We start from the raw sequence: 13,608 nt of genomic DNA, 5'->3' as shown, positions 1-13,608 counted from the left end.
CTAGCCAAGGGCGGAAAGCTGATGCGGTTCCGGTCCGCGAACTCCCATACCGGGTCGGCTGAAGTCAAGCACCACGTCGTGCTGATACGCCCATAGATCGAGGTCCTTCGAGATAAACTCGGGGCCAGTGTCCAGACGAATGCGTTTGGGACGGCCATGTGCTGCGGCGATTCGATCGAGCGTCTCGACGACGTCGACGCCACGGTAACTCGTCCGAACATCGAGCGCCGGCGACACGCGCGTGAAGTTGTCCACGATCGACAACACGCGGATCTTGCGTCCGTCGAAAAGCTGGTCCGACAGAAAATCCATCGACCAGCACTCGTTCGGTGCCGTTGCAGTCGTCCGATCGTCGCGCAGCTTCGCCTTCACCTTGCGCTTGGGTGTCTTGTTGCGCAGCTGCAGCCCCAGCTCGCGATACAGGCGGTGGGTGCGCTTATGGTTGACCTCCCAGCCCTCTCGCCGAAGCAGTACGTGGATGCGTCGGTACCCGTAGCGAACACGGGTCGCAGCCAACTCCTTGATCCGCATCTTGAGGCCGGCCTGATCGAGGCGACGGGACTGGTAGCGCTGGGTCGATCGGTTGATCGGAAACGCGCTGCAGGCTCGCCGTTCGCTGACCTGGTAGCTCGCCTGCAAATAGCCGACGATCTCCCGAGCTCGACCAGGCCCCACGTTCTTCGGCGGATGACGTCCTGCAGCATCTCCTTGTCGAGGCTGAGGTTGGCCACCAGTCGCTTTAGGCGGACGTTCTTTTCCTCCAACACCTTCAGACGCTTCATTTCCGACGGCATGAGCCCACCGTATTTGCTACGCCATCGGTAATAGGTCTGGATCGAGATGCCGGCCTTCCGGCACACCTCCTCGACCGTCGTTCCGTCCTCAGCCTGTTTAAGAATGAACGCGATCTGCTGTTCGCTGAACCTCGACTTCTTCATCGGCGGATTCCCTCGTCCGGCACCTGCCAAACCTAACCGGGAATTTCTTACAAAAATTGGACCAGTTTGATGGGCTCAGGTCAAGGCTGAACCTGCCACTATATTGCTGTCTGGCTGACCTTGCTCCATGCCGCTATGGCTGACAAAGCGATCATTCACCGGGGGGGGGGTGCAATCATGCTCAGCTACAAGCGTTTAATCGACGAGCACGATCAAATTGCGGTCACAATGCGGGGCCTGGAGCATGTGTGCCGCACAGCGATACCGGCGCCGGTCGAGGCCAGCATGCTCCTGCTCGATCTCGCGGCACAGGTGGATGAACATCTGCGCCATGAGGATCGGGCGATCTATACCGACCTGATCGCCCTCCAGGCGGAAGGCAAGCTCACGACGCTGGCGATCGACCTAGAGGCAGCATTTCAGGAGCTCAGCCGTGATTGGCTGAACTACCTGGCGGATTGGCACCACGATGCCATTGCCTACGATTGGAGGGCGTTTTGTGAGGCGACGGCCGCGATGCTGCCGCGTGTGCAAACGCGGGTCCAAACAGAAAACGACCTGATCTACCCGGCGGCATTGCAGGCCGGAACGATCCGATTGAAGGACGTCAGCTAGGCGAGGCCGACGATCATAGTGACGCGATCCAGCACCCGCTGCAAGGTGTTGGGCGAACAGCGAGGTTGCCGATGCCAATCCAGCGATCGTCACCAAGGCTCCGGATCGATAGGCTGCAAACCTCGCTGCAGTGATCTTAGGAGGCAAGCCCTCCGGCTAGGCGGCTTGGCGAGGCATCATTTTTCGTCCCCGCATCACGATCCCGACAGTGCCGAAACCGAGGATCATCATCGCCCAAGTTGATGTCTCCGGCATGGTTGACGCGAGAATGCTAATACCCGCGGCTCGAACGTCACTTTCTTCCTGAAGTCAAAGCCGCCAGTACGGGGATGTCTAGAGCGGTTTCCTTTCAGTTCGGATCATAGCCGCAGGAGCTGAAGTAGTTGGCGCACTCTTGCGGCTGGAAGAGATCGACCAGCTTGCCGATGAGCTGCCAAAGGCCGGAGACGGTGCGTTCGCCGGCCTTGCGGAGCATGGCCTTGAGACGGGCAAAGGCCTTTTCGATCGGGTTGAAGTCGGGGCTGTAGGGCCGAAGGAACAGCAGGCGGGCGCCGGCGGCCTCGATCAGCGTGCCGACGGCGGCACGCTTGTGGCTGGACGGGTTATCCATGATCACGACGTCGCCGGACTTGAGCTCGGGGACGAGCACCTGGCCAACATAGGCCTCGAACCAGTCGCCGTTGATCGGACCGTCGAGCACCATCGGCGCGACCATGCCGGTCATTCGCAGGCCAGCGACGAGAGTGGTCGTCTTGCGGTGGCCGTGCGGGTAGCCCATCCGCAGCCGCTCGCCCCGGCGACAGCGACCGTGGCTGCGGGTCATATTGGTGGCGGTCCAGGTCTCGTCGATGAACACGAGCCGCTCGGGATCGAGATCGAGCTGGCCGTCGAACCAGCCTTCGCGCTGGCCCAGGACGTCGGCGCGGTCCTGCTCGATCGCGTGCCCGACCTTTTTTTGCGCGTGATCCCATGGCGGGCAAAGAAGCGATGCAGCGTCGAGATCGCCACCGTCACGCCCGCTTGGCCAAGCTCGCGGCGCAGCTCGTCCAGCGTGATGTCACGCCGCGCTCCGTGCAGCGCCAGGATCGTGTCCCGGTGCGCCTCGATCCGCCGCGACCGCGTATCGCCGCCCTGAGCCTTGGCGGCATATCCGCCCGTGCTCCGGCGCTGGTCGTGCCAGCGGATCGATCCCTTAGAGGTTACGCCGGTGATGGAACCGGATGCATGTCCGGCTTGGATGTGCACGTTCGGACGAAAGCGGCCGTCCCGCTTACCACCGAGGCTGTGTGAGAACAGTCGTTGAGCAGTGATTGCACGGGACGGGCGGGCGAAGGTTCAGGCCTGCATCGCTGCCATCAGCCTGGGAGTGCCGAGGAGAGCGATGGCTTGATGTTGTAGGCGAGGACGTGGAGGCTGGCTTCGATTGCGACGTTGTTCAGCGTTCGCGTCTTGAAGCGGCTCCGGCCCATCCAGTCCTTGAGCGTGCCGAACACGTGCTCGACCGTGCGACGTCGACGCGCATGGCATCGGGCGAGCGGTCGAGGCGGGCCTGCAAGGTGTCGATCACCTCCTCGTGCTCCCATCGTTTGATGCGACGTTCGATGCTGGCGGTGCAGTTCGCCCTGAGGGTGCAGCGGGAACGGCACGCGGGCGTCGCAAAGCCGTGCAGCTTCATACCTTGCGCGACGGTAGAGAAGCGGCGGGTCAGCGTCCCACCGGCAGGACAGCGATAGGTGTCGCTCTCCGGGTGGTAGACGAAGTGATGCTTGCCGAAGCGTCCGCCCGCCTTAGCACCGGAGGTGAGCGGCTTGGCGCACACGGCCGTGATGCCGGCCTTCGCGCAGGCGAGCACCTCCGAGCCTGAGAAGTAGCCGCGGTCGGCGAGCACGGTGAGCGCGGGCGTACCGGTCGCCTCCGATGCTCGCCGGCCCATGGCTGCTAGCGACGTACGGTCATGGCCGAGGTTGAGGATCTCGTGGACGACGACGACGATGTGGCTCTCGGTGTCGATCGCCGCCTGCAGGTTGTGACCGACCAGCCCTGTTCCGGTGCCGGCGGACGCCATTGCGCGCGCGTCCGGGTCGGTGAGCGAGATCTGCCCCTCGGGCAAGGCCATCACCGCCTCTTCCATCGCTGCCAGCTCGCGCATCTGCCGGCGGAGTTCGCCCAGCCGCGTCGTCAGCCTTGCGGTACGCAGTTCGGCTGCCTTGCCTTCCTGCCGGTCGGCGGTCAAGCATGCCGAGGTAACGCACGATGCTGGCGTCCACCTGCTCCATCCGGCGCCGGATCGTGACGGGCGTGAAATTGCGATCGCGCGCGTTCACCGCCCGCAGCCGGCTGCCGTCCACCGCGTTCGTGCCACCGGCGATGAGCCCAAGGTTGCGGCACACCAGCACGAACCGGCGCACGCCGCCTGGATCGCAACCCCATGGTCGCGGCGGAAGTCGGCGATGGTCTTGAAGTCGGGCGCCAGCCTGCCGGTCAGCCACATCAGCTCGACATTGCGGCCCGCCTCGCGCTCCAGCCGCCGCCGACTCGACTGCACCTGGCTCAGATAGCCGTAGACGTAGAGCTTCAGCATCGTCGCCGGATGATAGCCCGGCCGACCCGTCGTCGCCGCGCAATCAAAGCCGAGCGCCGTCAGGTCCAGCTCATCGACAAATACGTCGACCACCCGCACCGGGCTGTCTTCGCCCACATAGTCGTCGATGCAGTTCGGAAATAGCAACCCTTCTCGAAGATTACGACCTTCGATGAAACAGGCCATCCCAGCGCCTCCATCAGCACCGGGATACTATCACATCGGCGCGTTTCCACACAGCCTCCGCCAGCTTTACCCGAGGATCGGAGCTGCAGACAGGTAAGGATGTGTGCCGAGAACTGACGTTGAGGCATGTTTGACGACTGCCATATGTCAGTCGATGCGACGCTCGCCCCTCAATGGCGAGATCCCGCCAAGCGCCACCACGGCATCAGCCAGGATCATCGCTTCCTGGGCGAGCGTGTGCAGCTTGTCGGCGAGCGCGATCCGTGCGTCTGGCGCGATGCTTCCGGCTTGCCCATCGGCCGCAAGGGTGGCGCCATCCTCAAACCGCGCCGTCAGCAGGTAGAAGAGCTGTCGCAGCAGCTCGTCATGTGGCGATGCAGGGGATGGTTCGTCCATGCGCCGACGAAGCCGGGAGACGTTCGCCAAGTCCATACCCAGCTTTTCGACGGGTGAAGGCCTCATGTTCGCGGAGCTGCTGCCGCCTCGAGCAGCACAGTTGCGGTCGCGGTGAGAACCTTGCGCCTGCCTGGCGTCCGCCTAGCACTTTCCATTCGACTTGGGGGCGAACCAGAGCAATCGCTGTGTCCAGGACAGGAGCCGCATACGACGCGGCTAGCCCCGACCGGCTGACCGGCGGGGCCGTGGGTGGTGGGAGGCGGCGCTGGTGCTCGCCTCGCGTGCAAGGAGACCACCATGCCCCGCCTTACCGAAATGCAGCTCGTCCTGCTCGCCAGCGCCTGCCAGCGCGCTGATGGCAGCCTGTTGCCGCCACCGGGCAGCCTCGGCGACCAGGCCACCCGCATCCGCAAGGCCATCATCACGCTAATCAAGCGGACGCTAGCGCAGGAGATCGATGTCGCCGATGCCGCCGCCGCGTGGCGAGAGGAAGAGGCGCGCCGGATTGGTGTCGTCCTCACCGATGCCGGACGCGCCGCCATCGCCGCCGAGGAGGCGAGCAACGCGCCGCTGAGCGACGACGTGCCGCCGGTCGAGGAGGCGGTCGCCGCCGCATCGCCGCCGACCAAGCAGGCACTGGTGCTCGACCTGCTGCGCGCCAACGGCGGCGCCAGTCTTGCCGAACTGGTGGCCGCGACCGGCTGGCTGCCGCATTCGACGCGGGCGGCGCTTACCGGTCTGCGCAAGCAGGGGCATGCCATCGTCACCCTCAAGGGAGAGGGCGGCACCCGCTACCACCTCGCCGGGGTCGCCTGATCATGGCGAGGCTCGACGATACGCTGCGCACGCTGGCGACGCTGGCGCCGGCGGAGCTGCGGCAACGGTGGCGCGAAACGTTCGACGAGGAGGGGTCCGACCTGCCGGCCTCGCTGCTCCGCCGCGCGATTGGCTACCACCTGCAGGAGCAAATGCACGGCGGCCTGCCCCCCGCTGCCGAGCGCATGCTCGACGCGTTGGCCCGTGACCCGGACGCCGAGCCGCCGGAGCTGGAGATCCGCCTCAAGCCCGGCACGCGGCTGGTGCGCGAATGGAACGGCATCGTGCATACGGTGCTCGTGACGGACGATGGCCTGATGTTCGAGGATCGGCGCTACCGCTCGCTAAGTCACGTCGCGCAGGCGATTACGGGCGCGCGCTGGTCGGGACCGCGCTTCTTCGGGCTTAGGCGACCGAGCATGCCGCCGCGGCAGGGAGCGGCCCATGGCTAAGCGCGGACCTCGCGCCGCACCGAACGCCGCCGGTAGCGTGGTCTGCCAGATCCGCTGCGCGATCTACACGCGCAAGTCGTCCGAGGAAGGACTGGAGCAGGAGTTTAACTCGCTCGACGCCCAGCGTGAGGCATGCGCCGCCTACGTCACCAGCCAGCGCCACGAGGGCTGGACGCTCCTGCCGGCGGTCTACGACGACGGCGGCTTTTCGGGCGGCAACATGGAGCGGCCCGCGCTCAGGCGCCTGCTCGCCGATGTCGAGAGCGGCCGGGTCGACGTCATCGTCGTCTACAAGGTCGACCGGCTGACCCGCGCCTTGTCTGACTTCGCCAAGATCGTCGAGGTGCTCGATGCCAGGGGGGCCAGCTTTGTATCGGTCACGCAAGCGTTCAACACCACGACCAGTATGGGGCGCCTCACGCTCAACGTCCTGCTCTCCTTTGCCCAGTTCGAGCGCGAGGTCACCGGCGAGCGCATCCGCGACAAGATCGCCGCCTCGAAGAAGAAGGGCATGTGGATGGGCGGGCCGGTGCCGCTCGGCTATGACGTCGTTGCGCGCAAGCTCATCGTCGACGAACCCGAAGCCGTGACGGTGCGGCTGATCTTCGAGCGCTATACCATTCTCCAGTCGCTGAACGCGCTGGCCGCCGACCTCAAGCCACGCGGCATCGTCTCGAAGCGCCGGACGATGCGCGATGGTCGGGTCACCGGTGGCACGCCGTACAGCGCCGGGGCGCTCGGCTATCTGCTGCGCAACGTGCTCTACAGCGGCCGCATCCCGCACGGCGACCGGGTGTATGACGGCGAGCATGAGGCGATCGTGCCGCACGACCTGTGGGACGCGGCGCAGGCGCTGCTCGCCGGCAACGTGCCCCGCCCGCATACCGGCGAGCGCAGCCTGCTTGGGCACATCCTCCGAGACGAACACGGCACGCCGATGGCGACCGAGCATGCCAACAAGGCCGGGCGGCGCTACCGCTACTATGTCTCCAGGCCGCCGGAGGGCAGCGGTGAGCGTGCGCGGCGGATCCCCGCCGGCGATCTCGACGCTATCGTGTCGGGTAGCATGCTGCGCTTCTTGCAAGATCCCGATCGGGTCGCGGCCGAGCTTGGAACGGGGCGTGCCAGCGCATTGCTCGTGGAACGATGCGCTGAGATTGCCGGGCAGAGCGAACAGCCGCACGGGTTGCGCGCACTGCTTGAGCAGCTTGATGTCCGGGCGGCCCTGACTACCGACAGCATCACGATCAGGCTGGATCGGCACAGACTCGCGCGAGCGGTCAGACTCGACAGCGTCGGGCCTGACGCAACGATCACGCTACACCATCCGGTCGCGCTGAAGCGCAGGGGGCATGAGCTGCGATTGATCCATGCAGTGCCCGATGCGCGGCCGGCCCGGCGCGACGACCGTCTGATCCAGCTGCTCGCCAGCGGACGCTCCGCCTACGAGCAGCTCAACACTGGTGAGGACGATACGATCACGCGTCGGCATCTTACCCGACTCGCCCGGCTCCGCTTCCTCGCACCCGACATCATCACGACGATCCTCGAAGGTCGTCACCCGGTTGAACTGACCAGCCGCGCGCTGCTCCGGGTCGCGGAGCTGCCCATCGCCTGGGATGAACAGCGGGTGGCGCTCGGCTTCGACTGACGCCCAACCCGGCGATTTTCGAACGGCGCGACTAAGGTCGCGCTGTTTTCCGTTTCGGCGCCCGACTGAGAACGTGGACACCAAACGGGCATGAAGAGACGGTCGCGACAGAACAGCCTAAAGCACTGTTCCAGCCCGGCGTCTCTGTCCACGACGTCAGTGATCGGTCCGCGAAAACCCGCAGAACCGCGCCACTTTCCGGCACCCGCCGCCCATAAGGGCGAGTTATTTGGACATTCTGTACTGGGTGGTGCGCCACCCAGTCGGCTGCGAACTCGTCTCGGGCTGATCCGTTCTCCATTTATAACGGGAAATAACGGATAAATCGCTAATTGGCATCTGCGCTGCGGGTGGTGCGTACGCTTAATGCGTTGATAAGTCTGGAGACGGACAAAGCTTTTCCTTGCGCGGCTAAACGGACATGCTGCCCCAAGAATCGACCATCTTCGTCGTCATAACGGAGAGAACGTCCGTTTCGGGTGTCTTGCGGAACCATAGCTCTATCGCGGCTGGTTATAATTCATGAGTTGGGTCGGTTCCGCCTCGTCGATCTCGTCAAGTATCGCCGATTTCAGCCGCCCGCCCCACCGATGCAGGCTTCCAACGCTGCCGCATGGCCGACGCCGCTCAACCCAGCGCTTGCAGACGATCTCATGAAACATCGACGCTCATCCAGCTTCCAGTCGATGCCCTCAAGGGCTCTACCGCGCCGGATGGTCGTCATTTGCTTTCGCTTGACAACAACGAATGTAAACTAGCCGACCCTCCAGGCGTAATGACATGGTGTGTCTTAGCGACAACACCCTCCGTCGATGTGTTCTGCAAATTTTTTTGTCTCGATAGAAGTATTGACCGCAGCTTCCGGTCCTTTATAGATGGCGTGTGTCGGGCCTATGGCTCGACTGGACGTAGAAAGATTCCCGTTTTCTGTCATCCTGGCCGGTGCCCGGATTTCGAGCGGCCGCTTTCTCGTCCCCGCGCGTGAAGGCGACCTTTTGGAGGTCGGCGAATGCGTGCAAGGCTATTATCTACAACGTCGGACAAGGTAGTCTCGCGAGCGAACTTCGCCGGGATCCGGCTGCATATCGAGTATCTGCCAACCAGGAGCATCGTTCCGGCTAGCCGGCGGCTGAGGCAGCACGGCAAGGCCCAGATCGCCAAACTTGCCGCCGGTATCGAGCGGCACGGCTTCAACGTGCCGCTGCTGGTGGATGAAGCCTGCACGATCGTCGCGGGCCAGGCCCGCCTCGACGCGGCGCTGCTACTCGGCCTCGATCAGGTGCCGGCCATCCGCATCGCGCACCTGACGGACGAGCAGCTGCGCCTCTTCGCGATTTTTGAAAATAAGATCGGCGAGGAGAGCGAGTGGAACGATGCCGCGCTGAACCTCGAGTTCGAGGAACTGCGACTGACCGAACCGGAGCTCGATCTGACCGACAGCGGCTTCGCCATCGGCGAGATCGATGCCCTCGCCGGACGCATGCGGACGCAGGAGCTGAACGATCTTGATGATACCGGCGAGCCAGATCCGGCGCGCATCGCCGTCACCCGCATAGGCGACGTCTGGTTGTGCGGCCGCCACCGGATCATCTGCGGCGATGCCATCGATGCCGCCGTCATCGCCGAACTCGTTGATGGCCGTGCGGTGCAGCAGCTTTTGACGGATCCGCCCTATAATGTGCCAGTGCGATCTATTTCGACGACCGGTCGCCACGCCTCGTTCGCGATGGCGGCGGGCGAGATGAAGCCCGCCGCCTTCACCGATTTCCTGACCGGCTTCATCGGCGCCGCGCAGCCGGTGCTGGCCGATGGCGCGCTCGTCTATGTCTTTATGGATCATGCCCATCTCGGCGAGCTGCTCGCCGCCGGACAGATGGCAGGCCTCACCTATAAGCAGCTGCTGGTCTGGGTGAAGGCGGCAGCCGGGCTCGGCAGCTTTTACAGGTCAGGCCATGAGCTCGTCGCCGTCTTCAAGCACGGCAAGGGCAAGCACTGCAACAACCTGATGCTGGGCCGCTACGGCCGCAACCGCTCGAACGTGCTGAGCTATCCCGGCGTGATGAGCATGCCGGGCGGGCGTAAGGCGCTGAAGATGCACCCCACGGTGAAGAACGTTGCCATGATCGCGGATCTGATCCTCGACGTGACGGCCCCCGGCGATGCGGTGCTCGATTGCTTCGGGGGCAGCGGCACCACGCTGATCGCCGCCGAAAAGACCGAGCGCGATGCCTTCCTGTGCGAGCTGTCGCCGATGTTCGTCGATGTCACGATCGAGCGGTTCGAGGCGGTGGGCGGGGCACGCGCGGTGCTTGCCGCCACCGGGCAAACCTATGCCGAGGTCTGCGCCGATCGGCTGAGTACGGAACCTTTGACAATCCCCGATGCCGCCGACGGAGAAGAGTAAGATGGCGAAGCCCCCAAAATTGCTCGCCAGCGGCATACCCGATGGCCGTGGCCAGAGCGCCGGTTCAAGGGCCAGCCGATTTTCAGGCGACCGGCCAGGGCCCGGGCGGCCGAAAGGCGCGAAGAACATCGCAACAATCTATCGCGAGGTGGCGGCGCTGCCCGTCACAGCGACGATCAACGACCGGCAGCGCCGGATATCGACCGTGGAAGCGGTGCTCCGCAAGCAGCGCGAGAAGGCCCTCAAGGGCGATCAGCGTGCCGCCGAGCGCTTCCTCGACAAGGTGGCTGAATATAGCCCGCCCGAGATCCGGCCCGATCAGATGCCGGCGCTCCTTGAAGAAGACGCACGCTTGCTGGCCGATGCACTTGCTCGTGGCTTGCTCGGCCCCGCGATCATCAATCCCACCCCCAACCCGGAAGAAGATGAATGAACATCGCCCCCAATCGCCTGCTCGATGCGCTGATGCGCACCGACTTCCTTACCTTCGCTCAGCGGGTGTTCCGCGAGATAAACCCGAACCGCGAGTTTCACGTCGGCTGGCATCACCAGACGATCGCCTATTTCGCCGCGCGCGCCGCCGCCGGCGGCGATATCGATCGCTTGATCGTCAACCTTCCGCCGCGCTCGGCGAAGTCGACGCTGCTCTCGGTGGCGCTTCCAGCTTTCGTCCTCGGCCGTGATCCAACCAAGCGCGTCATCGTCGTCAGCTATAACCAGAACCTCTCCAACAGCTTCAGTCGTCAGACGCGACAAGTGATGCAGACGCCGTGGTATCGGAGGTTGTTCCCCGATACCGTCATCCCCAACCGCGCCGCTGAGGAACAGTATTTCACGAGCAGGGGAGGCTGGCGGATGGCCACCTCGACCGGCGGTACGCTCACCGGCAAGGGCGGCGATCTCATCATCATCGACGATCCGCTGAAGGCCGACGACGCTTATTCCGAGACGGCGCGCGATGCGCTGTACGGATGGGCGATGAAGACACTCTTTACCCGCCTCGACGAGAAGACCAAGGGTTCGATCATCCTAACGCAGCAGCGGCAGCATGAGGACGATCTATCGGGCCACATGCTGCGCACCGGCGAGTGGCTCGACATCAGCCTGCCCGCGATCGCGGTGACGGAAGAGCGCTTCATTCTCTCGACCACGCCCTTGCGCAGCCATCTTCGTCGCGTTGGCGATCTGCTCGATCCGGTGCGCGAGCCGCTGGAGGTGTTGCGCGGGCTGAAACGGCAGATGGGGACGGCGGCCTTCGAGGCGCAGTATCAGCAGGCGCCGATGCCCCCCGATGGCGATGTGATCAAGCTCAGCTGGTTTCGTACCTACGACGCGCTGCCGGAGGGTGGCGAGACGGTGTTCAGCGTCGACACCGCCTCTAAAGCCGGCCTGCGCAACGACTGGTCGGTGATCGGCGTGTGGCGCATCGTCGACGACCGCTGCTACCTCGATTATCTCTGGCGGCGGCGAGTGGAGTATCCCGAGCTGAAGCGCAGCCTGATCGATCTTGCCGGACAGTACCTGCCGAACCGCATCCTCATCGAGGACAAGGGCAGCGGCAGCGGCCTTCTCCAGGATCTGAAGGCCGAGGGTTATCCGGTGAACGCCTATGAGCCGGGATCGCTCGACAAGGAGAGCCGCATGCGCATCCAGTCGGCTAAGATCGAGGCCGGGCGCGTGCTGCTGCCGGCGCAAGCGCCGTGGCTGGAGGAGTTCCAGAACGAGGTGCGCCGCTTTCCCAACGGCGCGCACGACGATCAGATCGACGCCCTCTCGCAGCTGCTTGATTATGCCTTCGCACCGAAAGATACCTTCTTCATTCTCTCATACCGTACGTAAACGGCTGAGAGGGGCATGAGGCAACGTCGCCTCATGCCCCTTGTCAACTCAGCCAAAGCGATCAGGCCACCCTCTATGGTCGCCGGCGATGAGGTGGAGACGTACGCAGGACCGGATTATGCTGCCGCGTGCCGGCAAATACGACATCACGCTGCCTTATCGAGCAGCCAGTCGATCAGGCCGGCGTCGACGGCTGCCGCAGCGAGTGTGTCGCCCGTTATGACCTGCACCCGGCCAGCAAGCTCCGGCGGCACCATCAGCTCGCCGTGCGGGCTATGACAGACGAAGAAGAAGCGAGAGGAGAGGGGGCTCGCCTCAAAGGCGGCAAGGCAGCCGTTCAGCACCGCCTGATCGGCCGACGACTTTACCTGCACGCTCGCCCGTTCGCCCGTAAAGGGCTGTTCCAGCAGCAGGTCGATGTCCGTCATCGTGCCGCCCAGCACCGACACGCGGCGCCAGCCGGAGCGGGCGAAAACCAAGTCCACCATCAGCTCGAACTCGGCCCAGTGCAGCAGCCGAATCAGCTCGGCCATGCCGGTGATAAGCGACATACGCGCAGCACGCGTCGCCGCCACTGCCGGCTCTTCCGCGGCGTTTATCCGCCGCAGCAGATAGTCCGAGGCTGCCACGCTGCATATCGTGCGAGGGTAGCCGGCAAGCTGCGTCAGGACCGTGCTGAGGCCATGCAAGGCGAGCGCCCGGCCCAAGATGTCGGTGTTGCGCCACGGCCCGATCGTGCGACGGTAGCGGCTGCCTTCCGTACGCGTCTCATCGCCTCGAAAAATGACTCCCGTTTCGGCGAAGGCCCACCACAAGAAGCCGCGCGCGAACGTGATCCAGAGCGTGTCGGTGCCTAGCGTGTAGAAGTCGCGCATCTCGCGGACGTAGCCGCTGGCGGTGGCGGCAGCGACGCCAGCGGCGATATAGGTCGCTTTGAGGCCATCCCAGTCACCAGCGGCGGCACGCGCATGATCGTCCGTGGCAAAGCCATAGTCAATGCGGGCACCATCCAGGGAGGTGGCCTCCCAGCGGCCGCCGGCACCAAGCTTTATGTAGCGGATGTTCGCTGGAGCGATGTGGGTCGGCGTGGTGTCGGTCATGACCATCCTGTCGTCTATAAGTGACACCGACCTTGCTCGGCACAGGCGCACAGTCAACTCGAATGTCTCTCATCGTCTGTAGATCGTTCAGCGACAGGCGCGTCTCTGGGCTACCGTGGATATACGGCAGCGCCTCGGACGAAACCTGCGCCGACTTCGCGAAGCGAAGGGTTGGAGCCAGGAGGCGTTTGCTCATGAAGCCGGCATCCACCGCACGTACGTCAGCGATATCGAACGCGGCGCGCGCAATCCCACCATCCTGATCGTCGAGAAGCTCGCAAAGCCGCTCGGGGTAGCATCGGCTGAACTGCTTGCCTGAGATGGACAAGATAACGCGGCTACACGGCGTATTGTCCGCGTTCGAGCAGGGGCCTATGCCTTGCGGAGGATATCGCTGGCCTGCCGCAGTTCGCGGACTTCGCGCTCCAGCGCCTTCTCCTTGTCGGCCACTTCGGTCGGAACACCACCGCGCTTGCCGCTGTCGACCTCGGCCTTCTTCACCCACTAATGCAGCGTCTGAGGAACGTGGTCGAAACCATCCGAACCGCGCGCTCGCGAACCTCAGGCGCAAACTTGTTCGTCGTCTTGCTCATGGCTCCACCTTTCTCAGGAGTTGGAGCCTCCGACAAG

The 13,608-nt window shown here is 64.2% G+C and carries 11 protein-coding genes and 4 pseudogenes; 9 read left to right on the top strand and 6 right to left on the bottom strand.

The window, feature by feature from the left end; all coding sequences use genetic code 11:
* Positions 1–48 precede the first annotated feature (48 nt).
* Positions 49–938, bottom strand: a pseudogene (locus tag GNT64_RS22060) (IS3 family transposase); the annotation flags it as partial.
* Positions 939–1,115: 177 nt separating this feature from the next.
* Here GNT64_RS22060 and GNT64_RS18665 point away from each other — a divergent pair.
* Entirely contained in the window at positions 1,116–1,553 is a 438-nt protein-coding gene (locus tag GNT64_RS18665) for a hypothetical protein (protein WP_156680885.1), read from the top strand.
* Between the two features lie 156 nt (positions 1,554–1,709).
* Here the strand turns inward: GNT64_RS18665 and GNT64_RS22330 are convergent, their stop codons facing one another.
* From GNT64_RS22330 to GNT64_RS18650, 3 genes and pseudogenes are all read right to left on the bottom strand, one after another.
* Positions 1,710–1,808, bottom strand: coding sequence for a PEPxxWA-CTERM sorting domain-containing protein (locus tag GNT64_RS22330; protein WP_156680884.1), 99 nt, complete (start codon positions 1,806–1,808; stop codon positions 1,710–1,712).
* Between the two features lie 94 nt (positions 1,809–1,902).
* Positions 1,903–2,741, bottom strand: a pseudogene (locus GNT64_RS18655) (IS630 family transposase); the annotation flags it as partial.
* A gap of 147 nt (positions 2,742–2,888) precedes the next feature.
* Positions 2,889–4,320 (bottom strand): annotated as a pseudogene (locus GNT64_RS18650) (IS1182 family transposase).
* Positions 4,321–4,446: 126 nt separating this feature from the next.
* On the opposite strand from GNT64_RS18650, the gene GNT64_RS21660 reads away from it, so the two are divergent.
* The 7 genes from GNT64_RS21660 (at position 4,447) to terL (ending at position 11,878) form a co-directional block, all read left to right on the top strand.
* Positions 4,447–4,773: a hypothetical protein gene (locus tag GNT64_RS21660; RefSeq protein WP_197277104.1), complete on the top strand. Its 327-nt coding sequence runs from the start codon at positions 4,447–4,449 to the stop codon at positions 4,771–4,773.
* A 240-nt stretch (positions 4,774–5,013) separates the two neighbouring features.
* On the top strand, positions 5,014–5,532 hold the full coding sequence (locus GNT64_RS18640) for a DUF3489 domain-containing protein (RefSeq protein ID WP_156680882.1): 519 nt from the start codon (positions 5,014–5,016) through the stop codon (positions 5,530–5,532).
* A gap of 2 nt (positions 5,533–5,534) precedes the next feature.
* Positions 5,535–5,984 carry a DUF2924 domain-containing protein gene (locus GNT64_RS18635; protein WP_156680881.1) on the top strand — a complete coding sequence of 150 codons (450 nt, stop codon included), beginning with the start codon at positions 5,535–5,537 and terminating at the stop codon, positions 5,982–5,984.
* Positions 5,977–7,635 carry a recombinase family protein gene (locus GNT64_RS18630; RefSeq protein ID WP_156680880.1) on the top strand — a complete coding sequence of 553 codons (1,659 nt, stop codon included), beginning with the start codon at positions 5,977–5,979 and terminating at the stop codon, positions 7,633–7,635. Before GNT64_RS18635 ends, GNT64_RS18630 begins: the two co-directional genes overlap by 8 nt.
* 1,009 nt (positions 7,636–8,644) lie before the next feature.
* Positions 8,645–10,039, top strand: coding sequence for a DNA modification methylase (locus tag GNT64_RS18625; protein ID WP_156680879.1), 1,395 nt, complete (start codon positions 8,645–8,647; stop codon positions 10,037–10,039).
* A gap of 1 nt (position 10,040) precedes the next feature.
* Positions 10,041–10,472, top strand: a complete 432-nt coding sequence (locus GNT64_RS18620) for a DUF5681 domain-containing protein (RefSeq protein ID WP_156680878.1) — start codon at positions 10,041–10,043, stop codon at positions 10,470–10,472.
* Entirely contained in the window at positions 10,469–11,878 is a 1,410-nt protein-coding gene (terL, locus tag GNT64_RS18615) for a phage terminase large subunit (protein ID WP_156680877.1), read from the top strand. Before GNT64_RS18620 ends, terL begins: the two co-directional genes overlap by 4 nt.
* 146 nt (positions 11,879–12,024) lie before the next feature.
* On the opposite strand, the gene GNT64_RS18610 is transcribed toward terL, so the two are convergent.
* The gene (locus GNT64_RS18610) at positions 12,025–12,978 is read right to left on the bottom strand and encodes a restriction endonuclease (protein ID WP_156680876.1); all 954 of its coding nucleotides are present in this window, start codon (positions 12,976–12,978) and stop codon (positions 12,025–12,027) included.
* Between the two features lie 115 nt (positions 12,979–13,093).
* Between GNT64_RS18610 and GNT64_RS18605 the strand changes: the two genes are divergently transcribed.
* A complete protein-coding gene (locus tag GNT64_RS18605) occupies positions 13,094–13,297 on the top strand; it encodes a helix-turn-helix domain-containing protein (protein WP_156680875.1) in 204 nt (67 codons plus the stop codon).
* A 56-nt stretch (positions 13,298–13,353) separates the two neighbouring features.
* On the opposite strand, the pseudogene GNT64_RS18600 reads toward GNT64_RS18605, so the two are convergent.
* Positions 13,354–13,571, bottom strand: a pseudogene (locus GNT64_RS18600) (transposase); the annotation flags it as partial.
* Between the last annotated feature and the right edge of the window lie 37 nt (positions 13,572–13,608).

This window comes from Sphingomonas profundi, from assembly GCF_009739515.1.
Lineage (GTDB): Bacteria > Pseudomonadota > Alphaproteobacteria > Sphingomonadales > Sphingomonadaceae > Alterirhizorhabdus > Alterirhizorhabdus profundi.
This window is presented reverse-complemented; position numbering and strand designations above follow the sequence as displayed.